The sequence below is a fragment of the Pseudomonas spelaei genome, from assembly GCF_009724245.1.
Taxonomy (GTDB): Bacteria; Pseudomonadota; Gammaproteobacteria; order Pseudomonadales; family Pseudomonadaceae; genus Aquipseudomonas; species Aquipseudomonas spelaei.
The window spans coordinates 90,750-116,682 of sequence record NZ_WNNK01000013.1; the positions used below are offsets into that span (position 1 = coordinate 90,750).

At 53.2% G+C, this 25,933-nt stretch carries 19 protein-coding genes and 2 pseudogenes; 5 read left to right on the top strand and 16 right to left on the bottom strand.

The genetic code is table 11. The annotated features are described in order from the left end of the window. Positions 1-26 precede the first annotated feature (26 nt). The 3 genes and pseudogenes from GNF76_RS29960 to GNF76_RS16445 all read right to left on the bottom strand — a co-directional run. A pseudogene (locus GNF76_RS29960) lies at positions 27-146 on the bottom strand (DJ-1/PfpI family protein); the annotation flags it as partial. Between the two features lie 30 nt (positions 147-176). After that, a pseudogene (locus tag GNF76_RS16440) lies at positions 177-596 on the bottom strand (Ada metal-binding domain-containing protein); the annotation flags it as partial. Positions 597-1,096: 500 nt separating this feature from the next. Beyond that, a complete protein-coding gene (locus GNF76_RS16445) occupies positions 1,097-1,945 on the bottom strand; it encodes a hypothetical protein (RefSeq protein WP_155584195.1) in 849 nt (282 codons plus the stop codon). Between the two features lie 502 nt (positions 1,946-2,447). Between GNF76_RS16445 and GNF76_RS16450 the strand changes: the two genes are divergently transcribed. Together GNF76_RS16450 and GNF76_RS16455 are read left to right on the top strand one after the other, a co-directional pair. Next, on the top strand, positions 2,448-2,636 hold the full coding sequence (locus tag GNF76_RS16450; RefSeq protein ID WP_133836645.1) for a helix-turn-helix transcriptional regulator: 189 nt from the start codon (positions 2,448-2,450) through the stop codon (positions 2,634-2,636). A 423-nt stretch (positions 2,637-3,059) separates the two neighbouring features. Beyond that, complete coding sequence (locus GNF76_RS16455) at positions 3,060-3,734, top strand: inovirus Gp2 family protein (protein WP_155584196.1); 675 nt, start codon at positions 3,060-3,062, stop codon at positions 3,732-3,734. A gap of 264 nt (positions 3,735-3,998) precedes the next feature. On the opposite strand, the gene GNF76_RS16460 is transcribed toward GNF76_RS16455, so the two are convergent. The 8 genes from GNF76_RS16460 to GNF76_RS16495 all read right to left on the bottom strand — a co-directional run bounded on the left by GNF76_RS16460 (position 3,999) and on the right by GNF76_RS16495 (position 16,235). After that, entirely contained in the window at positions 3,999-5,102 is a 1,104-nt protein-coding gene (locus GNF76_RS16460; protein WP_155584197.1) for a hypothetical protein, read from the bottom strand. Beyond that, positions 5,095-6,792: an AAA family ATPase gene (locus GNF76_RS16465; protein ID WP_343037827.1), complete on the bottom strand. Its 1,698-nt coding sequence runs from the start codon at positions 6,790-6,792 to the stop codon at positions 5,095-5,097. Before GNF76_RS16465 ends, GNF76_RS16460 begins: the two co-directional genes overlap by 8 nt. Before the next feature lie 53 nt (positions 6,793-6,845). Then, positions 6,846-8,765 (bottom strand): restriction endonuclease subunit S, encoded by a 1,920-nt coding sequence (locus tag GNF76_RS16470; protein WP_155584199.1) that lies wholly within the window; start codon positions 8,763-8,765, stop codon positions 6,846-6,848. After that, complete coding sequence (locus GNF76_RS16475) at positions 8,762-11,215, bottom strand: type I restriction-modification system subunit M (protein WP_155584200.1); 2,454 nt, start codon at positions 11,213-11,215, stop codon at positions 8,762-8,764. The genes GNF76_RS16470 and GNF76_RS16475 overlap by 4 nt, the downstream gene beginning before the upstream one ends. Positions 11,216-11,235: 20 nt before the next feature. After that, on the bottom strand, positions 11,236-13,968 hold the full coding sequence (locus tag GNF76_RS16480) for a type I restriction endonuclease subunit R (protein WP_155584201.1): 2,733 nt from the start codon (positions 13,966-13,968) through the stop codon (positions 11,236-11,238). Continuing rightward, positions 13,965-14,168 carry a helix-turn-helix domain-containing protein gene (locus tag GNF76_RS16485; RefSeq protein WP_057401866.1) on the bottom strand — a complete coding sequence of 68 codons (204 nt, stop codon included), beginning with the start codon at positions 14,166-14,168 and terminating at the stop codon, positions 13,965-13,967. The genes GNF76_RS16480 and GNF76_RS16485 overlap by 4 nt, the downstream gene beginning before the upstream one ends. A gap of 1,043 nt (positions 14,169-15,211) precedes the next feature. Further along, entirely contained in the window at positions 15,212-15,544 is a 333-nt protein-coding gene (locus GNF76_RS16490; protein ID WP_155584202.1) for a hypothetical protein, read from the bottom strand. Positions 15,545-15,578: 34 nt separating this feature from the next. Next, positions 15,579-16,235 (bottom strand): hypothetical protein, encoded by a 657-nt coding sequence (locus tag GNF76_RS16495; protein ID WP_155584203.1) that lies wholly within the window; start codon positions 16,233-16,235, stop codon positions 15,579-15,581. Between the two features lie 121 nt (positions 16,236-16,356). On the opposite strand from GNF76_RS16495, the gene GNF76_RS16500 reads away from it, so the two are divergent. Beyond that, positions 16,357-16,665, top strand: a complete 309-nt coding sequence (locus GNF76_RS16500) for a helix-turn-helix domain-containing protein (protein WP_155584204.1) — start codon at positions 16,357-16,359, stop codon at positions 16,663-16,665. A 29-nt stretch (positions 16,666-16,694) separates the two neighbouring features. Here GNF76_RS16500 and GNF76_RS16505 read toward each other — a convergent pair whose 3' ends face one another. The 3 genes from GNF76_RS16505 to GNF76_RS16515 form a co-directional block, all read right to left on the bottom strand. Then, entirely contained in the window at positions 16,695-16,886 is a 192-nt protein-coding gene (locus GNF76_RS16505; protein WP_155584205.1) for a hypothetical protein, read from the bottom strand. 67 nt (positions 16,887-16,953) lie between these two features. Continuing rightward, complete coding sequence (locus tag GNF76_RS16510; RefSeq protein WP_155584206.1) at positions 16,954-17,922, bottom strand: DUF932 domain-containing protein; 969 nt, start codon at positions 17,920-17,922, stop codon at positions 16,954-16,956. Positions 17,923-18,013: 91 nt separating this feature from the next. Further along, positions 18,014-18,343, bottom strand: coding sequence for a hypothetical protein (locus tag GNF76_RS16515; RefSeq protein ID WP_155584207.1), 330 nt, complete (start codon positions 18,341-18,343; stop codon positions 18,014-18,016). Between the two features lie 339 nt (positions 18,344-18,682). Between GNF76_RS16515 and GNF76_RS16520 the strand changes: the two genes are divergently transcribed. Then, positions 18,683-19,333, top strand: coding sequence for a hypothetical protein (locus GNF76_RS16520; protein WP_178123369.1), 651 nt, complete (start codon positions 18,683-18,685; stop codon positions 19,331-19,333). Positions 19,334-19,339: 6 nt separating this feature from the next. After that, positions 19,340-20,491, top strand: a complete 1,152-nt coding sequence (locus GNF76_RS16525; protein WP_155584208.1) for a helix-turn-helix domain-containing protein — start codon at positions 19,340-19,342, stop codon at positions 20,489-20,491. Positions 20,492-20,549: 58 nt separating this feature from the next. Here GNF76_RS16525 and GNF76_RS16530 read toward each other — a convergent pair whose 3' ends face one another. Then, on the bottom strand, positions 20,550-22,835 hold the full coding sequence (locus GNF76_RS16530) for a KAP family P-loop NTPase fold protein (protein WP_155584209.1): 2,286 nt from the start codon (positions 22,833-22,835) through the stop codon (positions 20,550-20,552). An 83-nt stretch (positions 22,836-22,918) separates the two neighbouring features. Further along, positions 22,919-25,933: an RNA-directed DNA polymerase gene (locus GNF76_RS16535; RefSeq protein WP_155584210.1), complete on the bottom strand. Its 3,015-nt coding sequence runs from the start codon at positions 25,931-25,933 to the stop codon at positions 22,919-22,921.

The window sequence follows — 25,933 nt, forward strand, 5'->3', positions numbered from 1 at the left end:
AGCTCAGACTGAATTGCGTAATAGCATGCTCGCGCAATCGGCCCTTTTGAATTTTGCTTGAGGCCGTGCGCCGAATGCACGATAGAGCTGGTACCCAGTATTCGGACGTGCCATTCCTCGGTATTGCGGCCTAAAATATCCCACATCAGGAATAGGTCGATGCCGGTGGTTGGTCGAATGCCCAGCCGGCGAGAACGAAGCCAGGTGTGAAAAGTCATACCAAAATTCTGTTTGAACCGCCTGCGTAAGCGAAGTGGGTCGATACCGCGCTTCATGAGTTCAGCATCACTCCAGCGAGCTTCAGGCGATGCAGATACCGCAGCCAGTAGCTCTCTGACCCAATCTGGCGCCGAAGCTACCAGATCCAAAGGCTCGCATCACAGACACGGGCGATAGCCTGCTGCCATCGCTTCGTTGGCCAGCGAAAAAAACTCGACGTTTTCCGGTTTTGGCTTGCGTGCGCCGCATGTAGGACGGCAAAAGATACCGGTGGTTTTGACCTCAGTAAAAAACACACCTTCATAGGCGCTGTCGCTGCCAAACATCGCCCTGATCATCTCGGGTCTTGGCGGAAGGGGGTTATTGTAAGGACTCATAGTGCTCCGGTAAGCATAGGACAAGTGCAGACCGGTGGGGCCTAATCGGCCTGCAGCAACGTCTCCACCGAGAAATCGACAGTGATCTGGCAGGCGCTTGATCTACTTCCTTCTTGCGATGAATTGAACCACCCAGGCTGGCCCGGTATGGAGTTTTCCTTCGATTACATCCCGTTCGATCTCTCGGGACATCAGCACTTCAAAATTTGGGCATTCCTGCTCGATCTCTGAGCTGGCCATGAGCATGTCCAGATCATCCGGGACGATTCAGTCTGTGGACGCTAATAGACACCAGGGCCCTGTATTTACTGGATTTCAGGCACAAAAAAAGACGTCTGTGGACGTCTTTGGGCCGGGGTAATCTGAACTGATTATTTAATCTATTGATTTAAAAGAAAATAATTTGTTTTGATTTTTTGTTGGAATACCTTTTGGAATACCAATTGAACTCTTCATACGCACAGACGACTGTGATGCCGATCACTTGCCACAAAATATAATCACCTGCTGGTTTTCAGCCTACCGGATAGGTGGCTTCCGGTCTTGAACTCCGTCTCTATGAGGAGTTCCAGTATTTTGGCTCGTTTGAGTCCATGTGATTCGGCGAGCTCATCCAGAAGGCTGACAATTTTTTCTGACAAGACGAAGTTGTACTGCTTTTTACCCTGCGCCTTGCTTTGAGACTGGTTGCGATTCCAGTTACGTCTGATCCGTTGGATGATCAACTCACGTTCCGCCTCGACCAGTTCTGTTTGGTCAAAGAAAATGAGTAGCTCGACATGGCTGTTCGCGGGCGGTCTGCCCGAGGTCAATCGCTGTTCATGTTTCCGCAGCCAATCCCACGCGAACTGGCAACGTTGAACGCCTTCCTTAGCTTCTTTAAACCAGTGGAACTGATGGTCCATTTCCTTGTGACGAATCCACGAACTGTAAAGCGAGTTTAGCTCCCTAATTTTTGTACTGACACTGATGTCCCAGATATCAATAATCGCGATCAGGAGATCCCACCCTGTTAGATGAGGCTGGCGAGCTATTGATCGCTGGCCAGTAAGCTCCATTAGCCTTGGGTACAGCCATTCGCACTGTCTATCCTCCCCGGTGATCCATTTTAGGTGGTCGTCTGAGACTAGTAAGCGATCCTTTTCGGATGCGATGAACTCATTGGAGATGTCGTTTCCGTGAAGGAAGCCTGCGATTCGGTCTCGCATGGCGAAGCCATTGCAGCTATCAGCATCAAACCCAGCACTCTCGTGCTGCTGAAGGTAAAACCAGAGCCAAACGTCATGGCGATGATTCGGTTTAGTGTCTCCGAGGATCCGGCTTAAAAAATCAGCATTTTTTACAGCCATAGCTAGATCATTCCACTTTCATAAATCGATTTATTTTAGTGATAGCACACCGCCCTGTTCAGAGCTCCTAGGTCGCCACTACCACATTCCTGCTGTGAATCTAACTGGAATCTAGTTGTTACGTTAACACTTTCTATTAAGAATATATGGATAACCTAGGTTTTTCCTATGGTTTTAGATTCGCAAAATATCCAACGTTTATTGGGTTAAAAGCTCTTTTTTTCGGTTTTGGCTTGATTTTTGGTTCTGGTTTTTTCCGGAGGGCCGCCCCGGTTGTGGGCTTAAGAAGAGGTGATGTACAGCGGGTAAGGGGCAATTAACGCGATCACAAATGAAGGGCTCTGGCATATTTTCAATGCGCTCCATGCGGAAGCGAGTCGGAGGTGCAGGCTCAGTTAATTTGGGTGAGCCACTTTCTGAGAGGAGTCGCATCCTTTCAGGCCACAGGCGTAAATAAAAACTCGTCCTGCCAATCCTCTGAACGAACAGAGGAGCCCCGTTCATGAGGATCATTCGCTTGAAAGACGTCATCGACTCAACCGGTCTGGGTCGCTCTACCATCTATAAGTACATCGCCGAAGGAGCCTTCCCCAAGCCCGTTTCACTGGGAGAGCGCAGTGTTGGTTGGGTGGAGGAGGAGGTACACGAGTGGATTTTGGCTCGGATCGAAGAGCGCGACACGGCTGAATAATTTGTTGCGTGAAGGGTGTTTACGAACGGCATAAGCGCCATGGTCGGATCATCTCCGACCATGGCGCTTATGCCGGAGGCCGTGCGGGTTATTGCGGTCGCTTCAGTGAGTCATGGCCACGTCGAAGTTGAGTTGATCACTATTGCTGATAGCGTGATCCGCGACAGTGTGAGTAGACCCATGCATAGGAGATGCTTTTTTTCCAGAGTGAAGGGATTATCAAAAAATCAACGTCTCATTGGGATTTCAGTAATGTGCCTTCGCAGCTCTCGGAGGTCACTTTCTCGGTGCGGGTAATATGCTTTATAGACCTGTACAGAAGGGGCATCGATTGAAGGCGAGTGCATCTGGGGCAGGAAGGAGGCAGGGTTAAAAACTACTCAGTGTGCAGAGGTTATGACCTCCACTCCAAGAGTAGTAATCATGCTTCGTCATCCCGATAACCGAAACCTTCACTTCCATTACGACGACACCTTCGAAGGGCTGCCAGTGATGGTGGAGAAAGGCCCATTCATCCGCGAGTACCTGGCTGATTTAAAGCGAACCATCGATTTGACCTTTGACCAATACTCAAGGGTGCTCGCATTCAGGGTGGACCTACGGCTTCCCTGTGATATTGAACTGGACGATTACATAGATTCCAACGAGGTCATTAGCAGGTTCTTTGCCTCATTCAAATCAAAGGTGAAGCATCACCGCGAAATGGCTTCACGGCGGTACCAGCACGCTCATAGCTGCAAAGTTCGGTATGTGTGGGCACGAGAGCAAGGGTGGCGTGGAAGGCCGCACTACCATCTGCTGATTTTGCTAAACCGAGACGCCTTTTACACGGTAGGCAAAATCGCCTCAGACCGAGCCAACATGTTCAGTCGCTTGAACGAGGCGTGGGCGAGCGCGCTGGGGATACCAGTCGATCTAATCGCAGGTCTGGTAGAAATTCCAGATAACGCGACCTACCGAGTAGCCAGCGGAAAATCTGCTAAAGGAGTTGTTGACGACGGGCTTGGTTCGCTTTTCAGGAGGGCTAGCTACCTCTGCAAATCGGCTACCAAGGTCTACGGTGGCAGTCAGCATGGGTTTGGTTGCAGTAGGGGGTGACGCTTTGGGTTCCCGACGCCGACGCAGAGCTGTCTGATTGGCTGTTAACAACAGCCAATCGACTGCTTTTCTCCCGCCCCACAGCATTTAGTTACCTGCCCACACCTTGCTTGGTAAACTCCCGGAATTTGGCGTGAACAAGACGCCGCCGCAGTCAAAAGGCAAGCACTCACATCCAACCTATAGCGATAGCTAACTAGCCTAACAATGGTACCAATAAAAATCATGCATGCTGCAGCGCAGGTGAGAATTCTAAACGTAGAGTTAATTAACTAGTGCAATCTCAGAGTGCCAAGCAGCTAAACGAGTTGGTTCCTGCAAAGCAGCAGCCAGCGCTTGATGCACTTCGTGATGCGGTTCACAGGCTGCCAAATCAGCCTGCCATTGCTGGACATAAGTCAGAATCTCGTCTTGTGTGTGTCGAGCTTGTGCACTTTTTAGTCGACGCTGCTCCCTACGTATTAAAACATCCTGATGCCTGGCATATTCCGCTTTTAGCTCGCGCGTCCATCGGCTGGTTAGATTGAGTAGCGCATCGAGTTTGGCGGCCTTGGGTTGATCAGCAGGAGTATTGGCGGAGCATCGCACGGATAACTCAGGTAGAACGTAGTCGAGCCGTAAGGCCCCATTTCCAGGACGAATATATGGGTGGAACCAATCAGTAAAGCTGCCAGCGGAATGCACGGGTTTGTCGCCCTTGTTCGGAGCCTCGTTGCAAGTGCTGCAGATTAATTGCAGGTTGTCCGCACATACGCTAAGTATTGGAAACGCGCTCTTGATGATCCAGTGGTCAACGTGCGGCGTGTCGCCAAGCGGGCAGCCGCACAGCACACAAACCTGACGTGCATGCGGGGCCGGGTTTAGCCGGTGCGCGTTGCGGAAAGCGCTCACATAGTCAGCATAGTTTACGCCACCTGCTGCAGTGGGGGCGCCATTGGGAAAGTAGGGCAAGCCACTTCGAAACCCCTTATTGTAAAAACTTTCCATCAGCGTTTTGAACGCCATCCAATCCGACTTGTTCGCAATCGGGCGATCGGTTGGCCACGGAGTGGCGGCGGGTTGAAACTGCGTTGCAAGCGCCGCAACAGTCTGTATCCAAGTGGCCAAGGCTAGCTTCTGCGCTGGCGGCATAGCCGCCACAGTTCGCGCCCGGCTCAACAGCGATTGGCCAGCATCAACGCACTGGAGAAAGTCCCATAACCAATTCGCCTCAATCGCGCTGGCCAGAACCGGAGGTTGTAACACCTGCTGACTGATGTGAGCGCCTGTGATCGTAGGATCACACAACCACAGCGCAAAACGCTGCATCAACCGCTGGCAGGCAGCCAGCGCAGGTGAACACGCAACGCGATGGATTGGTTTAATCATTTCCACCTCGCCAAGTGTTAAGCAGGGTACGCAACTCGCTGCGATAGAAGCCCGCCCCCATCCGGGCGATTAGTAGCTCCAAATCCGCCATTTCGGCAGGTGTTCCGGTGGCTTGCCGCAGTTTGCCTTCAATGAATTCCTGGGCACGTTTTCCGATGCTGTCGTCGGCACCGAATACCGTCATCATCAGCGCGCTCGGATCGGTGGCGAACGTGGGCTCGTCCACGCTTCGCACGGTGGAGCCTTCGGGCGTTTTTTGCACCATCACGATCTCGTTGTTGAACACATCAGAAAGCACGATGGCAGAGTGTGTTGAGATCAATACGTCGTTCGCTGTGTCGCCAATTGCGTCATCAATAATGTCAACAATCTCCCGCTTCCATTTGTCGTTGAAGTGGGTTTCTGGTTCATCGAGCAACAGCAGCGCATCCTGCTGCCCTTTCAATAAGTGGAACAACGCCATCCTGCCCAGAAACATCTGCTCACCGTCCGACATTTCCTCATAACGAAGAACGCCGACATCGCTTGCCGTGGCGCTCGATACCTCGTCCGACGCGGGCGTTCGGCGCATTCGTAGTTGCACGTCCTCAAAAAGCTCGCCGTCTCTTAGCGCCAGCAATCGCTCAAACAATTTGAAAGGTGTAGCAGATTCACCGCCGAGCAAATGCAGAAGGGCTTGTCGCTGCGTGTTACAGATGTCGAGCTCGTCGTCACCCGTTTGAGTGGGTAGCGTCCTCGCGTCAAACTGCCCACCCACATCGAAGATCACGGTTCGTCGCGGTTCCACAGGGTGCGGCTCGGCTATTACCTCACCCGCGCAGAGCCACCACTTCAAAGACAAATCCTGAATTTCCTGCGCCCACTCCTTAGGCAGAAAGCGGCCCCGAAACGCGATGGTCACGAGATGGTCGCACCCACCATTCGACAGCAGTTTCGCGAACCCATCGGTTTGCTGACTTTCATTCTGATAGTGAACCGCGAGTCGCGAGCGTGGCAACACGACCGCGAGTAATGCGCACTTCAATAGCGTCGCATCGAGCAGTATGGGCCGCCCAGCGCTGTTGATGCGCCCCTCACGCTCAATTCCATCAGCCTCAAGCGAATCGTCGTCTTTTGCAGGCGAAAACGCTCGCTCAAGTTCCATCGTCCATCCCGGTGGACGCTCGTCAGCTACTTCTTGGCTATCAGCCTCGGTAGCAGACTCGCCGTCTTGGTTGCGCCCCCAGACCGAACGCCAGGGGCGAATGTCACCCGTGGTGTACGCCAGCACGGCCGATGGCATTGCAATCCCAGGCGACTGCGGCCACGTGCCGGGCAGCACGAACGGCTCTAGCTCGTGCTGCGAAAACGTCTCAGGGTCCTGCATATCGGCCGCGCGAATCTGCGTCACCGCAGCATCAAATGTCTCCACGCTCGTATCGTCTGGCCAATAAAAACCCTCGCGCATCCAGATGCTCGCTTCAGACTTTCTGCCGAAGCAATCGACTAGGAATGTTCGGTGGCCTTTCTCGCCGCGGCTACCCAGTTCGTAGATCAGGCTCACAGGAAACGGCGGCAGGCGTTCATCGGCTAAAGCGAGGAACACCTCCGCTACTGCGCGCAAAAGGTTCGACTTTCCGCTGCCATTGAGCCCTATTACGAAGCGTATCGCGCACTCGCGCCCGAGCGGCGAGCCGCTGGCGAAGCGCACGCGAAGCTCAGATATCGGCGGATAGTTCCGCAAGTGCAAGTACCGAAGCCGCACTATGCAATTTCCTCCACGGTCACCAAATCTGGCGCAACGCCCAATCGCTTCGCGAGATCATCGCGCAGCGCATCAAGGTCAGCATAGTGACGGCCCTGATCGATCCAATCTGTTCGCGAGTGACCGTAGTCGTCTTCAAGAGATGTGACCTGAAACATGTCGCCAGCACCCGCACGCGCGGACGCTTCACGGTCAAGAAACGCACGAAAATAGTAGGCCACGTTAGCCACATCACCAGAGCGCGACATGCGCTTCAACGTAGCGATGTCGGCCAAACGGGTGCACTCGTCTTCCCGCAGAGGACGAAACGCCTTGTGAAACGTGTCGCTGTTGGTAGCGACGTCGCGGCGAAGAATGCTGACCTGAGCAATCAACCCCAAATCAGCCAACACACCGAGAGTGCGGCCGACTTGGTTCGGTGACCACTCCAGCCCGCCGAGCGCATCGCGAACTGCATCGCTATCGCAGAACGCCGTGAAGTCCGAAGTATCCTCGGTGAACACAGGATGAAACTCATACCCGCTGAACCCTTTCAGGACGCGGCGCTGGAATTCACTGAGCTCGGCGAGCAGCCAATGGCGCGCGGGGCGCACTGTGAGATCAGCTTGTGCAGTAAAGCGGATTTTGGCGGCGCCAGTCAGAGAGACCTTTGTTCCGTGTTTGCGTAGTAGCGGATCACGAACCTTGCCTGCCTTGGCGATTTCGTCCGTATGAAGCTCTCGCCATTGGGTAGTCAGCTCTCCGATCAAGGCTCGTTGGCTAATGATCTCCTGCAATTCAGAATACAGCTCCAACTTGCTAAGCATCTGTGCTCGCACTAACTCAATTTCACGCACGAACTTAGCGAACGTTTCTTGAAGCGGCAACGGCGGAAGCGGCACTGTAATTCGCCCCAAGCCTGTCGGGCTAACATTTGCCATGCTTACAGCCTGTTTGGCTGAATTCAAAAGGCGATATTTCCCGTATGCACTGTTTAACGTCGCCCAGAGGTATTCGGGCAGCATTTTTTCTGGCTTCAAGCGAAAGCGTACGAGGTAAGACGCAAAGCTGTATGTGCCTGCGACATGGCGCCAAACTGCACACTTACCGACCAGCTCCTTGGAATTTGTCCGGTTGAACAGCAGGTCTCCATCCTGCAACTCCGTAGAGTTGATGTCTTTTTTCGACAGGCTCGCGTACTTCAGGTCAGACAGCTCCAACCAGCCACTGGTGGTGATGCTATTCATACGCAGCACCGCGTGCGTTCCGGTCTCGCCCATAGCTTCGGATACTCCGTACTGAGAATCCGCAACACAATCGCTAATTCGAACTGGGTCAACCAAGCCATCCGCTGTGAACCATGCACCAAAGTGCTCCCAGTAAGCGGTCCGAAGGAGATGATCAATTTGATCGCTGATGGATTTCTTGGCCTTGGCCACCACCTCTGCCTGCCGCAATAAATCGACGATCCGCTGCTGTTCGGGGAGAGTGGGGAGCGGAATTGATAGGCGATCAAACGCACTGGCCGAAATACGAGGAAGATTGGCACCTGCAGCTAATTGCGTGGCACGCACATAAATCGCAGGTGACCGCAAATAGCGAAGAGCGAATTCTGGTAGTAAAACCTCAGATGCTCTCAGAGCCCAGATATCTGTGCTACAGATGCCATCTTGAGTCGCCAAATGGACCTTGTTTAAATTTGGGCGCAACTTCCCATACAGAATGTCACCTGTATTGAAGGCTGTTTTGATACTGAGGATGTCGCTGCCTTCAGTTACTTCATCCACATCACGGAGCAACCGGCCGGTGTGAGATTCGATATGTTCAAGGCCAACATAGAAGTGGCTGTTCGCCTGCGATGTTTGGGGGTCAACTTTGGTATCCACGCGTGAAAGTACGTCACCAAGACGTGCTTCAACCCATGATTCAGGAAAACTCATTCCCGCCCCTCCACCATTGCCAACAGCTTGTCCAAGCCTGTGATAATGTCTTGCTCTGCGGTCTTGAGTGTGCCGATCAGCTCGGCCACGCTTTGGTCGCTCTTGAGCTGAGTAAAGTCAAATGGCTTGTATTGCCCGGCGGACAGGTTCCAGTCACGTGCTTCAATACAGTCGGGGTCGAGCAAGCCGCCTTTGAGCACGCCCTTCTCGTCGTAGAGCCCATCGGCCAGAATGGCTTGCACATAAGTCGAGCGCACCAAGCCATCGACATCGTGTGAGCCGATGAGCTTACCATCTTCACTTTTCCATTCGTCGTTACGCACCCAGTCACGCACAGGAACAACCCAATGCTTAGCCGCGTCGAGCTCACTGGCCTGATCAATGACCAGGCTGCGCAGAATGACGTCGAAGCCGTCGAGTTTGGCAACTTCGCGGGCCACTTCAGTCAGCTTCTGTCCGATGTCATACGTCGTCATGGTCTTGGGCGGCTGACTTCCTTGCAATAGGCCCAGCACATAAACGTCGCCTTGAGCTTCAGCGAGAGCTGTCTTAAGCAAGTCTTTCCAGACCGAGAGCGCTGAAGAATCTTCTTTTTCGAAAAGGGCTTCCATTTCACGGGCCAATTTCTTGAATTCCGCCTCAACGGGCTTGGCTGCTTTTTTCCAAGCTTCTATAAGTTCGGAATCGGTGATTTTTTCGGCAAGGCGTGCTTTAAGTGTTGCATCCCACGCCTTTTGTGCCGCTGGAGTGAGTGCCTGAATAGCCAATTCAATCAACACACTTCCTGACGCTGATCGCACCTTTTCTTCAGCCTCTTTGGGATTGGCAGGAAGCTCAGGGAACAGCTCGTGCATACCCCACACCTGACCATCCCACATGCTGGTGTCGGCTAAAGCTGAAAATGCCTCACCAGCAGGCGTGAGCTTGTCGGCGGTATCGCGCAGCAGGGCCTGGCGCCAACGCTCAGTGTGAAAGCTAGGTTGCAACAGAGTTCTTTCATTGCGCTGCGCGCCAGAGCGGCCCTGCGAAATCCAGGCTTTAAACTTTTCAAGCGCATCCCAAAGGTCGTTCTGTTGGCCTGGGCGGGCATTGCGCCTGGCATCTTTCGTGTAGCCGTCTTCCTCCACTTCGTAGAACCAGACGTGTTCACTTAGCGGTGCCACGTTGCTGGGCAAGTTTTGTTTGTTGTCACGGCGTGTGACTTTTCTAAAGATCAAGACGGAGGTCTTGACGCCGGTATAGGGCTGAAAGACCCCGCCTGGAAGAGAGACGACGCCCTCCACCACGTGCTCGACAAGAAGTTCTCGGCGCAGGCGCACGTGAGCATCGGTATTGCCGAACAGAACACCCTCAGGAATGATCACTGCGCAGCGACCACCAATATCCAGCAAGTCGAGCATCAACCACAGAAAGAGTAGTTCGCTCTTATTAGTGATCGATTCGTCTTTTTTCTTGCCGCCACCGCCGACACGTGGAAAAAGTAAGGTGTCGGGCTCTAGATCACCGCTGTCGACCGTACCGGTAAAGGGCGGGTTGGCCAATACGAACTGGTAGCTGCCAGGCTCCAGCAGCTCCTTGAGTTTGGCTTTTCCTTCGCGCTTGCTGAGTGAATCGCCCTGCAGCAGATGCGGGTCGGTGACGTCGTGCAAAACCAAGTTCATCCAGCCGATGCGGGCCATGGTACGGTCATTGTCCAGGCCGACGAAGTTGGCGCCGTTGTGGATGGCGGCGTATTGCTCAGGTGTGGCAGCAGCACCATCGGTGCGATGTGGAGTGCCGTCCCACTCCAGCACGAGGTTTTCTTGCGCTGAGTATTTGCGCATCAGGTGCTGCTGGGTGCTGAACAGGAAGCCACCCGTGCCGGCGGCAGGGTCGATGACGCGCTGGCCGGGCTCGGGGTCTAGCAACTCAACCATAAAGCGGATCAGGTGGCGCGGGGTACGGAATTGGCCATTCTTTCCGGCCGTGGCCATTTCACTGAGCAGGTACTCGAAAGTGTCACCCATGACGTCCTGTGCGGCCGAACCTTCACCAGCACGGGCAAACAGCTCGTCGATTTTGTCGATGGCATCGCTCAGCACCTTGCCCTTATTGGGGTCGAGCTGAAAGTACGCATCGGCCATACGATTGTTCAGACTAGCGAGCTCGGTACCGTCGGCGCTGGCTCCGGTGAAGTGTTTGTCGAGCTCGCGCAGCCAGGGAAACACCACCTCAATCAAGTGAGCGGGGTTGGTTTTGTCCTGCCGAATGTAGCTCCACTTGCAGTTTTCGAACCCTTCATAAATAGAAGGAAAACCACGCTGCTGGCGCTTGAGATCAATGTCTTCCAGACGTTTGAGAAACAACAGGTAGGTAATTTGCTCGACCGCAACCAAGGGGTTGGTGAGACCGGCAGCCCAGAAGCGATTCCAGAGTTCGTCAACTTTTTTCTTAATATGAGGGGCGAGCATTCAGTGTTGTCCTTGATTGTTCAGGCTGCCTCATCCAACAACTGGTTGGTGAGGTTGATGAGTTCGTCGATGTCTTGTGACGGAAATAGCGTTTCCACGCGCCCTACACGCGACAGCGGAGGTTCGCTGAGTGCAGCGCGGGTAATGCGCCCGTGGCGTAGCACAGCAGTTTTTACGGCCCGCAGGAAGTTGAGTTGGTTGGCGCGCAAATAGCCGTGTGCGGCAATGAACGCATCGAATGCAGCACTGATGCGCTGCTCACGGTTAGGCAGGTGCGCGCCTTCGCAAAGTATGTGTCGCAGGAACTCGGCCAAGGATGCGGAGGGGGCTTCGAAGGCTTTGCGCAAGGTGTCTTCGGTGACAAACAGATCGGCCTTGTTCAGCGTGTTACTGATTCGCTCCAGCTCGTCATCACCTACATGCTCGCCTTGCTTGAGCTTAGCCAACTCAGGAAGCTGGTCAGCCAGTCGGCGCACCAGCGCCTCTACCTGTTCGCGATAGCTTTCTGCAAAAGCACCTTCACCCGTGGGGCCGTAGATGATCCAACTGCGCTGGGTGATACTGTCTGGCAGGTTGATTTCAATCGTGCGGCTAGGTGTGCTGGTGCGGTAGCGCATCAGCGGGGCGAACACGGTTTGTAGGGTGATCAAACGCGCCATATCCAAGTGCTGCCAGAAGCCGGCCGACTGAACCCAGGCACGTTGTTCGGCTACATGCTGCACCTGAGGGATATTTTCGGCCAGACTATTTATCGCCTCGTGAATGCGCTCACGCACTTTGGCCTGTTCGCTTGCATCACCTTTAAGCCAAGCCACTGAGAGACGCTCGCACCAGATGCGAAATTGAAGTTCATCCAGGCCAGACAAAGGGGCTAGTCGCATCAAAGGTGCGATGGCTTGCGACAAGTGTTCAATTGCGCTTTGGCTGGGCTTCGGCCATTGCAATGCCAGCGTGTCGAGCTCGTCCCAGTGCGGACGTACATTGATGCTGTGACGGGGCAATGCCTGCAGCATCGCCTGCAGATCGGCAACGGTGGCTTGTGTGTCTTGCTGTTGTGCTTCCAGGAGTTGCCACTTTTCAAGCTGCAGTCGGAACAGGCGAACCGGTAGCGGTTCGCTGGGATGGTCGACTTCTCCGTCGGGGTTAAGCTTGAAATACGCGAAGTTTTTCCAGTGATCAATGATCAAGAAATCCTTCTTGATCTCGCCGGTGGCCTTGTCGGTATGCAGCCGCGTGCCGCGCCCGATCATCTGCCAGAACTTAACCCTGCTGAATACGGGCTTGGCGAAAACCAGGTTCTGGATGGCGGGGACGTCTACGCCGGTGTCGAGCATGTCCACCGAAATAGCCACACGCGGCATGGTGCGGTACTTGAAATCATCCAGCGTCGCGTCAGCACGCTCCATGTGGCTGTCAATAATTTCAGCCATACCTTGGCGCTGCAGCTCAGGATACAGACGGTTAAATCCTTCGTAGAGCCTCTTTGCATGGGCGTGGCTGACGGCGAAGATGATGGACTTGTGCGGTAGACCGCGCACGTCTTTGCGGCTCTTATCCATAAACTCTCGCACCATGGCATCGTTGGTGCCTTGGTTGATGATTCCCTTTTCGATGTCACTGCCATCGAAGTTCAGCTCATCAAGCTCCACGCCTTGATCGCGGGCCATCTGTTTCAAGGGCTCGGGTAGTGCGTCACCCATGATGCCCTGAAGTTGAAAATTGGTTTGTGCATCCAGCACGCGGTAGTTGACCAGGTTCTGGTCGGCAATCGCTTGCTCGTAGCTGTAGTAGTAGCTGGGCGCGCCGTCGCCGCAATCAAACAGCTCGAATGTGTTGTGATCGATGTAGTCGGTGGGGGTCGCGGTCAGCCCAAGCTGGATGGCGTCGAAGTGATCGAAGACGGCCTTATACCGTTGGTAGATAGAGCGGTGGCTTTCATCGGCCACGATCAGATCGTAGTAACCCACCGAAAGGCGCGAATAAACCTGCATCATGCTGGGGTAGGTCGAGAACTGAATGCGTGCGCCAGAGGTTTCACCGGACTCGATGCGAGCCAAACTCTCGTTGGGTAAGTGGGACTTGAACTCCGACATAGCTTGGCGTACTAGTTCGCGGCGGTCGGCCAGGAATAGGACTCGCTGCACGCGCTTTGATCGCAGCAAAGTATCAACAAGAGCGATGGTCGTTCGAGTCTTACCTGTACCTGTAGCCATCACCAACAAGAATTTGCGCTTGGCCGCATCTACTCCTTCAGTGACACGCCGAATAGCTTCATTCTGATAGTCGCGGCCTGCAATAGCGGCGCTGATAGTGACACCGCCCAGCGGTTGAGCAAACTGCCGCTGATGGCGCAGTCGCTCCAAGTCGTCTCGGGTGTAGAACCCCGAGATTTTTCGGGGCGCATAGCGCTCACGATCCCAGAATTGAATCTCTTTGCCATTGGTGAGAAAAATGAAGGGGTCGTTGCCGAATTTGGCGTTGATTGCATCCGCGTAGTCCGCTGCCTGACGCTTGCCGGCAAGCTCATCACGTGATGACCGCTTGGCCTCGACTACTGCAATCGGATTGCCATCTGAACCAAGAAGGACGTAGTCAGCAAATTGCTCGTTGCCATAATTGCCGGCAGGCTCGGCTGTTTTGAGCAAAAATTCTTCGACAAGAGTCCGCCGACTTTGAGACCAGCCAGCATGAGCAAGCTGAGAGTCGATGACCTGAGATCTTGTTTGCGCTTCATTGCTGTTCGCAATAGTCATTGCTCATTCCCTGAGTTTTGGTGCTCGTCTGCGCCACCCGCACGCACCCACTCATCGACCTCAGATAGCTGAAACTTCCATAGACGACCAACTTTGTGTGCAGGCAAAGCCTTACGCTCGCGCCAGCGATACACCGTGTCTTTGGCCACCCCCAAGTGAAGGGAAACCTGTTCGGCAGTGACCCAAGGTTCAGTGCTCATTATGGTTAGGCTCAAGCTTACGCAGTCATAGTCGTTTAAAGTCGGCTGAAGTTTACCAGAACGATGTATACCCTACAGCGATAGAAGGAGAGAATTTAGGAGATGCGACAATACGGATATCGAGGTCCACAGGGCATTGAATCCAGGGCGAGCTCTGCCGCTAACGAATGTTTCGCCACAGCTCCCCTCACTCGGTCCCCCTAACGAATCGGTTAGCAAAAAAAACTTCCATGAATAATGAGCCCCGATCATCTTCGTCAAACAACTCCTGCTGGGGAAGTTCTAAGGCTGTTTTTCCGCTGTGGTAATCAGCTCATCAAAGGGCTTAAGCTGAACAGGCAAACGGTCGCAGACACCGAAGAGTATCCCTGCAAGCGCTGCATGAAGCGCAAGCCATAGCAGCGATTCAGTACGCTCAAATAGCTTCGAGTAACGAACCGACCATTTGAGGGCGGACGGGCCATGGCTGCTCAGCTTTAACAGTAAACCGACACTCACTCCATTATCAAAGTGCGGCAATCGACTCAGTGCTACGCTCACCGGTTCGGAGCAAGCGACCGCATCCTCATCACGCCAAAACGGTAGTAAAAAAAGCCTATCGCGCGGTCAAGTGCAGAGAAGCTTTTACCTGAGCGCTGTTCATCAGTGAGCGGAAAGGCCTTTTTTGGCAAGAAGACTGCCACGATAGGTCTATTGGCTACTGTGTATTCATTTATTGCTGAGTTCGGTGGTTTCGAATGGGTTTCCCGAACTATGAGTGCAGGTCTTCAGGCTGGTAACGTAGGCAATACTATATTGTTAGGTGTAGGTGCGTTCTTGTTCGGCATGTCTATCGGGTCTATCCTGATGGGGTACGTTGCTTCCCGTTATCGGTATCAGATTGAGATAATTGAGTTGGTTGATAGGTAGCGTTGAAGGGACGCTGCTTTGTCAGTTGATAGTGTCGTGCCTGTCGTTTAGTGATTTTTGAGTGTTTTATATTTTGTGCGCACGAGCCTCTCACCCTTTAAATTAGGGTGGGAGGCTCATGTGTGTGCTAAGTGCTATTTTTTATAATTTATAATAAGCGTTTTTGGGTATATTTTTGCTATTTCATAGTCAGGGTTATAGGTTGCGAGATTGTGAGCTGCAATCGTTAAGCCAGCTGCAACTCCACCCACTATGGTAAACACGCTGATTCCTAGGGCAGTTATGCGTCCAGCGGTATACACTCTGCATGTGAATCCTTGGGACTCAATTAGCTTCTCTATAGTTTCTATTGTGTCGCTAAAGAAGTCGGAGTCGATTTCTTTTATGGTGAAAGACTTCTTTTCTGAGACCATTGAGGAAATATCCTCATTCGATATGTCGCTGGCGGAATAAACACTGATGTCCATGTTGATTTCCAATCGCTAGTGATATTCACAAGTTTTAAAATAAGTCTTTGTTGAGGCCCAGGAGTATCATGTTTTTATCGTAGCAAAGTGGTACTGAATCGCAGTTGCCACCTTTTTTGTTTACATCCTTTTTATCTACCAGTGGAAGATATTTAGGTAAATCTTGATCTTCGATGTCTTGCCCATTGATCGAACAGTTAAAAACCGCTGTTGCCATGCACACAACGTCAAGTTTGCTTACGTCTACCGGGCTTGACGATGGTTTATTCGTTGCCTGTGGTTCGTAACGATTTCCACCGTACCCAGGACCGGTACCTTCCTTGTAAGCCGCAACGGCCCCCGACGTATCTGTGCCCAGATACCATCCGGTTGTGATCCCGTAGATCCCTTCAGGAGCATTGCCCATGAATTCACCACGGTGCGCGCAGGTCCCTGCGCTGTCGCAGTTGACGATTCGCCTTCCATCAACACGCTGCAAAGTTTTGTTGCCGTTTTGATCGACGTAGGCCCTATTTACTGAAGACGGAGAGTTGGGGACAGAGCAGTCGATGTGCTTGATCGCAAGGATGGGCATGGGAGTGGGGGTCGTATCGCATACACGTACGTTCGGGTCGGCGGCAGCTGTCAGGGACACCCCTGCCTGTAACACAGTTAAAAGCATTGCATTGATCAGCGAGATTTTGACTTTCATCTGAGCGCTCGGTTTTGTCGTTGGTTGGATTGAGTTCGTATGATATTCCAATACTACCAAAATGGTAGTATTTGGAAAAAGCTGTGCATGCACGATGCCCCTTTGGAAATTGGGTGTGTGCATGTCAGTACTGGCAAAGCGGATAAAGCAGGCGCGTATTCGGGCGGGGTTGTCGCAAGAACGACTAGGACTTGATGCCGGCTTAGACGAGATGTCTGCAAGCACCCGTATGAACCGATACGAGTTGGGGAAGCGGGTTCCTGCCCCGGATTTGGTCGAGCGGCTGAGCGAGGTGCTCAGTGTTCCTGCGGCGTATTTTTACGCGGTCGAAGATGACGAAGCTGAGCTGCTTATCAAGTTTAGTAAGCTGGATGCAGATGAGCGCGTGCTGCTAATGCGATACCTGGACGAGCTGCTGGAATCTCAATAGCGACTCAGCAATGCGCCTTTGGCCTACCTTCAGCACGGGTTCAAAGATACTTCGACCCCGGCTTCTGTCGTGATCAACTCGAATAGCAAACCCGCCAGCAGCACTGCAATCAGGATTGGCCAGGAGCGAGCCATGAGAACTGCTAGTGCTACTGCCAACAGGCAGCTGGCCAGAATGCCGAAAAACATGAAAAGCAGACCGACAAAGCGTATGAAATTCATCGTATTTTCCTTCAGGCGGAAAAATGCCTGAGCGTTGATCGCTCAGGCATGTTGGTCGAAAACAACTTTATGCAACTAGTCGTAGAGCCGAGTCGAGTGCTCGTTGCTTGATTAGTGCTCCTTGCCCGAACCAAGCTGAGTCCATCCGGTACTCTGAACTCCTGGCACGACGCTCGTGATCGACATACTCAGTTACTGCGTTTAGCAGGCCCCATGCGGTGCCGCGAGCGGACTCCATGTCTGATCCGCGACCTTTGCCTTCGTACAAGTTTTGAACCTTCTCCAGCGCTCGTTTGTTGGGTAGTACGTCGGGAATGGGATCATGGGCGTAGGTCTCACATAGCACCTCCATAAAAAAGCTCATCGCCTCAGGCCACTGAACTTTGCGTTCGGAGAGCACGCGCATCCGGTACATGAATTCGTCCCATTGCGAGACGGCAATACCGAGTTGCTTTTTCACCGACTGAGGATTGAATCGCGTGTTATGTGGGACCTTGATTGCATGGGGAATACCATCCAAGGCAATGCTCAACGTGTTGTTGCAAACCACGCGAACGGTGGTCGGCGTGGCTGTGGTCGCGAGGGTGCCGTCACACGAGGTCGCCAGCAACAAGTAGCCATTAACCTGATCGTTGCCCTTCAAGGTGGCGTTTTGCCCGGTTCGCGCTAATGCCCAAAACTTACGCCCTCCCTTCAGAACACCTGCCGTTTCCAGCTCATAGCCGGACACTTCAGTGAGGTCACGGTAAAACTCCATAACCTCACGTGGCTGGACAATTTGGTAGCGGTTGGATACTACGGACAGCGGAGCCTTGGTGTCGGAACGGTACAGTACCTTTTGTTCTGGGAATGAGTGAATACTGCCCATATGGCCGATGGCGTCGGCTTTGAAGTGGACGGGGCTTTCCTGGATCTGCCAGTCCATACCGGCTTCACGCTGCCAGATCTCGATAGGTTGTTTTTGCGTCAGTTGACTGCCGAGGCCATGCCACGGAGTCGCACCAACGTAAGCCATTTGTTCGATTTGATGAGCCATGATTACGATTCCTTAGGGTGCGAGCCGGCATAAAGGCCACGCATCGCGTGGCCCCGTCCGGACGTATTAAAAGAGAGAAGTGGGAAACGGTTTAAGCAGGGAGGTTGAAACGATGCCCACAGATCAGGCAGAGGTTGTGGGCGAGTACATGTCGGTCAAGCTTGTCGCCGAGTTGAGCGCCTAATGCGCAGCCGCCAGCGCCGCCAACAAGCCCGCCGAGAATCGCGCCAGAAACGGCTCCGAGGGTAACTCCCAGTGGGCCGGTAATGGCGCCGACTAGCGCCCCTGCCTGACTGCCAGCAAGTGCGGCGCTGGCGCCACGAGCAACGCCGCCCAGAGTGCCAATGGCAGCGCCAATTTTCATTGCGTGATGGAACGAAGCGACTTTGAGGGAATGACAGCGAGGGCACTGCAATGACATGGTTGAAGCTCCATAGTGGGATGTCAAAGCAGTGATGTGTGATTGAAATTTGTTCGAATCGAATAAGCGTGGATCATTCGTCCGGTACAGCAGTAAACGACTCAGTGCGGTGTATGGTCACTAACGGTACTACTGCATTGGCATTGCGTTTCAGCCATGTAACTGACAGGTAGTCAATCTCGTTGAGAAAGCTTTCGAGAAAGATGCCTGTGGGCTGTAGGTGTGTGCTCTCCGGGAGTGACTGGGCGAACCTGAAACCGAGCATAAAAACCCGGCTTCTTGTTTTTCCTCCTCTTTTGAGGGAGAATAAACGGAAGTCCACTCCATGAGTAAACGCTTATGCAGGCTTGTCAGATATTCAGTGATCCGACAGATGTAACCTCACGCCTTGATCAGTTGAGCTTGTCTCATGAGGCTGTTCGTGAAGCTGTCTATCAAGGCCATTTGCATCGTGTGAGGTTGACTCGAAATCATCCGTCGATTTTTCCAGGTATGGAAATGTGGGGCTGGATCGTCGGGTCATTCCGCGACCAAACACGCCCTTTAGGCTGGGCTGCCTATGAAAAAATCAACTATCCATTGACGGTCCATTCAGGCCTCAAACTCGCGGTCTCGGTGGCGTCGGGTGACGCAAGCGTGGGCAATCCCTACGGTACTCCCACCAATCGCTCTAAAAAGGGAAGAAGCACCGTCGAGGCGATTCAGCACAATTCCCAGCTGGATATGTTCGCCGACTTGATTCCTCAGCAGACTGAGTTCTCTGGGCTTGAGGGCTTTGAAACTTGGATGCTGCTACACCACACTGACACCGCCAAGAATGAAATCAGGTTTGAGCTTTCGCGGCCATCGAGCATCGACCATGGAGGCAAGATCACTGAGTGGTCTGAGCGAATCCTGCTCGGCGCTATCGACTTGGATGAAAGCTTCGCTCAAATTACCGGTCCAAGTGGCCCAGATATTGATATTGAAATTCGTCGTAAGAACGCATGACTTTTTATGTTTAATTCACAACGGTTCGCGCTGGCCAGACGCAGACGCGGGATGAAAAAGCGCGAGCTCGCGGGCCTTATCGGGGTGACCGAACGGTCCGTGTCGAGTTATGAAAGTGGTACGCAGGAGCCTGAAGCTGGGACCTTGGCCAGGATTGCGAGTGCGCTTCGATTTCCAGAAGCTTTCTTTTTTGGGGATGATCCGGAAGTCCCTACGCCTGATGTCGCAAGCTTCCGTTCACTTTCGAAAATGACGGCGTCTCTAAGAGACAGTGCTTTAGGGGCTGGCGCAATAGCTCTGCTGTTAAACGAATGGTTGGAGTGCCGGTTTGATCTTCCGCACCCCGATGTTCCGGACCTGGGTAGCGAGCGAGGGGCGCTTACATCATCGGAAGAAGCTTTCAATCAACTGACTTCTTCTCAACAAGGTCCTGAGGTTGTAGCGGAGACTCTGCGTGCTCAGTGGGGGCTTGGCGAACAGCCGATCAAGAATATGATCCTTCTGCTTGAGTCCAGGGGCATTCGCGTCTACTCGCTCGCCATTGACGCCAAGGATGTCGATGCATTTTCGATGTGGAGTGGTGGGCGACCGTTCATGTTTCTCAACACGTTCAAATCAGCAGAGCGCTGCCGCTTTGATGCTGCACATGAGTTAGGACATCTGGTGATGCATCAGCATGCTCATCCTCAAGGACCAGATCTTGAGCGGGAGGCTAACGCCTTCGCTTCGGCGTTTCTGATGCCGAGGGCAAGCGTTTTGGCGATGGCTCCGCGTTCAGTTAGCCTAAATAGCTTGATCAAGTTCAAAAAATTGTGGGCGGTTTCCGTTGCAGCTTTGAATTACAGGTTACACAGCCTGGGGCTTACAACTGACTGGACTTACCGGACGTTGTGCATTCAGATTGCGCAAGAGGGGTATCGGGTGAATGAGCCTGCTCCTATCAATCACGAACGCTCTGTAGTGTTGGAAAAGATATTTGCTGCGCTTCGAGCTGAAGGAATTACGAAAACGAATGTGGCGGAACAATTGGCAATCTCGCCCGAAGAGATCAATGAGCTGACATTTGGTCTCATGCTAAATGTGCTCAGAGGGGATGGAGGTGAGGGCGCAACGGGTAAAAATCCGCCCCCTCCAAAACTGCGTCTTGTTAAAAGCTAGCGGTTCCTGGGGTTCGAGATCGAGCCAGTTTCTCTACAGAGAAACGTCCTGATTGCCATCATTCAGATTGCTCAGGGTCGCTACCTGATCCGTCGGCATCCTCGGGCTTAGGAAGCTGCTCAGCGACAATAGAAAGATGTATAGAGGCGAACTGGTGTGCCGTTATTCTCGCTGGCTCTCCATTCTGATAGTACTGAGGGGCGTCCAGCTCGGCGCCATAGCGGGTGCGGAGGTTATCAAAAACGTAGTTCGGTGAAATTATTGACGCGATACTGTTGTAGCTCTCGCGCCTTAGGTCAGACCTAACCGGCAGGCCGCTTTCCACTTCCCATCCTTCTCCAATGTAGGTGTCGAGGAAGTCATCCAGCTTCGCTGGGTCTTTATCAAAAACCTCGCGCAAGCGCGCTTCGATCTCTTCTCGATTTCTTCCGTGCTGCCAGTACCAGTAAAGATTTGGTGCGTCTCTTCCTGCCTGCATAAACAACGGTTCAACATCGTCCGCGTCACGGATGCGAACAGCGAACAAATGGTAAAGGGCGTCGTCCGCTCCATCAGGAAGAACTCGGCGCTCTTCTGGTCTGTCCGCTGAGTGTGTGAGCCAGCGGGCGCACTCCATTCCCATTGCCAGTGGAAACGCCGCTCCAAGTACTGCCTCAGCAGCTGACTGCCTGTCAGATAAGGGGATTCGCCTGATAAGTTGAGAAATTAGTATCCCCGCGTACATTATCGTGCCGCCGATTACGAGAGCTCCGCGTTCGCGCGGAAGAAGATCTCCATTCCTCGCGACGGCGATTGCGATCGCTAACGCCGAAACTTCATCCAGAGAGTCCGCTCGATTCCGAAGTGCTTGGATCAATTGCGGCATGACGCGTTTTGAATACGAGCTCAACAGGCTGCGCTGCGAATCGGTATCTGCTGTGACGAGGGCGTCTATCAAGTTTGTTAAATGATTATCCGATATGTCTCCTTCAGGCACCCCGTAAACGAAGTAGCGTTTGAAATAACGGCTCGAACAAATTCTTCGCTCGTTCCCCCACCGCTCCTCCCAATCTCCCCCGTACATCATATTGCTGATTCGCGGAAAAAGAGGTTTCAAAAGTCGCTCTCGCATCTGGCCTCGCTCTTCTGAAGCAGAACCCGGCATTGCGGTTTCGAGGAGTCGATCAATGGCTGACGGAGGCTTTTCCAAACCTCGCAAAGCTTCGCGGGGCTCCCCTTGTAAAAACAAATCTGCGTTGTCGCGAATTGCGGCATGGAGCTTCGGGTACAACACCCTCAATCCTTCAACAAGCATGAACTCAGCGATGTTGACTTCCCCCTTGACGAGTGGAAGTGCAAACATGAGTGCGTTCGTGTACAGCTTTGCGACTCGTGGAGTTTCAAGCTTCGGCTCAAGGCCATCTACAAAATGACGAGTGAATACGTCGATCTGACGCTGGTCAAGGACAATTCCTGCTTGATTAAGAGCATGTTCGACGCCCTCAAAAGCGATTTCTCGCAGGCTCATTTGATCAGCAGGGGGTAGGTGCAAGGGCACCTGAATGATTTTTTCGAGAAACGCGCGGCCCGCTTCTTGTCCACCGGCGCCGTAACGCTCACCCAATGCAGCAGCGACTACCTCGTCATCGAAAGCCAGAACGTAGCAGGTGTACTTGAAGCTTGCCGAGAGCTTTACCAGCTTGAAAATGGCGTGGGTTTCTTGTCTATCCAACCGGTCAATATCATCGATAAGGATGACCAATCTTTTCCCGCTTTGGCCCAGAAGAGCGTCAATTTGATCCTTAAGCTTATCGAGACTGACTTTGGATAATGACTCTCCGATCTGCTTCGCCGCTTCCCCTGGATTGATTTCTACACCCGGCAGAGCGACTGAGATGACAGACAGGATCCCCCCGTAGGACTCAAGCAGCGCTGCCGCTTTTTCTTTGAATGCTGGCTCCTTACCCAAGGCTTCAGCCAGGGTCGCAAAGAAGCCGCGCAAAAGCGCGTCCTCGGAAGGAAAGTGCCAAGGATTGAATCGTATTGTGACAACCTGTCCGTGTTGATCTAGCGACTCCTCCATCATCTTGAGAACTGAAGTTTTTCCATCTCCCCACGGGCCAAACAGGCCGATGACGATGCTTGAGGGGTCGAGGCGCCTGGCGATTGTCTCAGCGATACGCGCTGCGTAAGGCGCTCGCCCGAACCGATCTTGATGTTTTGAGGTGATTGGCTCGTCCGAGAAGTACTGATCGCTGTCATCGTCGCTTTCTCGATCTTTACCAACAAGCTCTTCTGCCGGAGCATCCGAAGAGGCTGCTGAGCCTTCAGTGCCCTTACCAAAAATCTTGCGAATCCACTTCATGACTCTCTCCTTGATGTCTCTTTAGTTTTTACGCGCTGATGCTCTTGCTTCGCTATGGGCAACCCTGCTTGATCGAGTCAGGTTTAGGCACCTTTGGGCAATACTCTTCGATCCGATGCCATGTCCTCATTGAAGCCATCTGGCACAGGCTTGAAACCTGAGGCTGGCGAGCGGTGGCTGGACTGGAACTGGCGCAGGCTCAGTACGTCGATTTCACCTGTAATGCAGTAGTCGTGGTTACCTCCCTTGACTCGTAATATGTCGCGCTTCCAGCGGTCTTTATAAGGTGCGCGGATACGACTATCACCGAAGCGGCGATTGTTGCATTGGATGATGTAGGCATGAATATCAAGGGCGGCAGACTCCACCAGTGCGTTGAATGTGTCGGTGTCGCTGTTCCACTCTGGAACAAATAGCGCATCGACCTGGCCGCGTAGGTCTGCGCGGTAACGAATATTGGTTAGCTCGCTGCAGATCATGATGGCAAAGCGGAAATCACCATGCTGGATGACTGGAGGCTTTTGCCACTGTTGCTCTTGAGTGGGCTGCATCTGCAGGCCTGCTAGGCGAAAGAGTTCTTTCTCCTCATGAAATGCTGGACGCTGTTTATCCTGGCGATAGAGCATCAGCGAAGGGAACCCAAGACCGTCGTGGGTTAGCGAAGCCCAAACCTGGTGGCGCACATGCTTTCTCGGTGCATGGAGGTACTCCACCCCGGTGATCAAAGATATGCCACGGCCCTTGAGCTTGTCGGCGATACGCATAAACCATTGGGGTGGTAAAGACACTTCCGGGAGGATCAAGTAACCAGCGCCGTCAGGCCGAGAGATCAGTTCGTTAATCAGGCGATTGATGCGTTGGTAACGGTGCAGGCCGTCCGGATCGGGCCACCCCATGATGGCGGCGGTAAAGCTTTCATCTTTGGTTTCCAAACTGGCCACAGCGATGGTCTGTTTTGCTTTGGGTTCTCCGTCCGGGATATGCAAAACCTGCTTTTTGTCGAGGTGGGGCATCTTGTGCTCGGTCAGCTCAAAACCGCGCAGGGCTTGCACCACCAACCCCAGTGACTTGCGGCTGGAGGCGGCAAAAGGCGTGGGGGCTATGAGGTAGAGCTCATTGAGACTGAATGGGCGAGTGGCAAAGGTTAGACCAGACGGGGTGCCGCGTTTAAGCCTGAGCCAGTTCGCCAGTGTAGCGATGCCGTCGGTCATCTCGTCAGGCAATAGATCTTCTGCGTCAAAAGTAGCGAGGTTTTTACGGAGTGGAATACCGCGCTGGCTGACCATTTCCTGAGGCAGGCCTGTAAAGCGCAAGGGGATATGGGCGAGATCGAAGCTGAACAGCCGAGCTTGAAGCTTCTGTATGTGCTGGGTGGTGATGTTCATTGGCCTGTCCAGGAAGTTATCCCAGATGACGGAGGCAAGGCTCTCCATATGCCCGGTCATTTGGTTTTTCCAATCCGTAGCCCCCGATTTGCTTAGGCGGGGAGGAAACGCAGAGACAATGCTCTGCGTTGTTACTTCCCAGATGGATCGCTTCCATAAATGTCGGGCCTCGGCTGGCACGTTGGCAGCTGCTAGGCTTTTGATCGCTAAAGTGCAGTCGTTCTCTACTTTAACGATCAGGCCACCAAGTGCATTGATGATCTTGTCTAGGTATTCAAAGTCTTCGCAGGCGGTAGCCATGCGGATGATGCGCGGGAGGTATTGAGCCAGTTCGAAGAACTTAATCGGGGTGAGCAGATGCTCTATGACTGCGGCGAAAAAGGCATGGCGGTGTGCTTGCCAATCCTCCGGTGGGATATCGCGTTCGAAGGCTTCGTAGTTGCGAAGGCTGAGGGCAAAACCAGCGCGGTGCAGCGTTAGTGCATCGGTCTTTCGCAGATTGTCTGCTTGCTCTCCGGCAAGGTTGGTAGCTTTGAGTAGGTCCGTAGCCACGGTGTTGGGCGAATTCGGCAGGTCGGGTAACGCGCGCCATTCGCTTGCACGTTGGTTGATCTGTTCGGAAATGGCGTTGACCAGAGCGGTACCTGCAGACCCCGCAAGGATGAACAGCTTGTTTTTGCTGTTTTCAAAAGCGATGCGGTCTTCTTTGAGATAGCCAGGTTTGAACAGGATGCTGCCGTTATTTTTTTTAAGCAGGTCCTTGCCGCCGTCGCGACTGAAGATCCACTCCCAAAACTGCTCAGTGGTTTTGATGTCGCTGGCGTTTTCCATGACCAGCAGAATGTCGTCCACATAACGGCCGTAATACAGTGGCACTACTTGTTGCTCGATGAACTGGTCGAGCCCGATTAGTGCCGCGTTTGCGACCACTGCAGACGCAGGCAACCCTACGGGTAAACCTTTTCCTAGTGGCGTTTCTTGTGCCCAGGCCAACAAGGCAGAAATGAACAGGCGGTTCAGTTTTGACTGCGATTCGCTCAGTTCAATTTTGGCTAATTTGAGGAAGCCGTCGTCGAGCATAAAGCCGGGGCTTAGCTCGTGATAGAAACTGCTTACGTCCGCTGTCAGTGCCAATACTTTTTTCTTCTCGCTCAGGGCTGTGCGCATCGCCTTGATGCCACCGTCGCGCCATTCACGGAAGGGTCTGAGATAGGGTTTGAATGATCCAAGGGCCCACGTGCTGATCTCATCGTACCGGTTACGGCGCAGGCGGCTGCCAAAGACGTTGCTGCTTAGCTGTTTGTCGAAGAGATCGCCGACTTCCATCATCCATAGCGATGACAGCACGTGAAAGTCGATGCTGCAGCTAGCCATGAGGCGGAATACGGCGGTAGGGTGGTTGTCGGCCTCAGTCGCACTTGCCCACTCTGCTTCCGGTGAGGCGAAGATTAGGCTTGGATCCTGCTTTCCTTTGGTAATCTGGATTTCTTTGGGGGCCAGCGTCCAAGTGCCGAGAAATGCAGGGTCTTTCACCCAGTCCTCGTTCATGGCTTCGATCTGCTCTTTCAGGCGAGCGAGATTTTTGCTCAGCTCATCTTCATAGTTGGCAATGTCGAACAGCGAGGAGTTGGTTGAGTAGTAGAGATCAACCTTGGCCTTGCGATAGGCGAGGCCAAGATCGTGCAGCGATACCGACATCGGGATGACACTCAT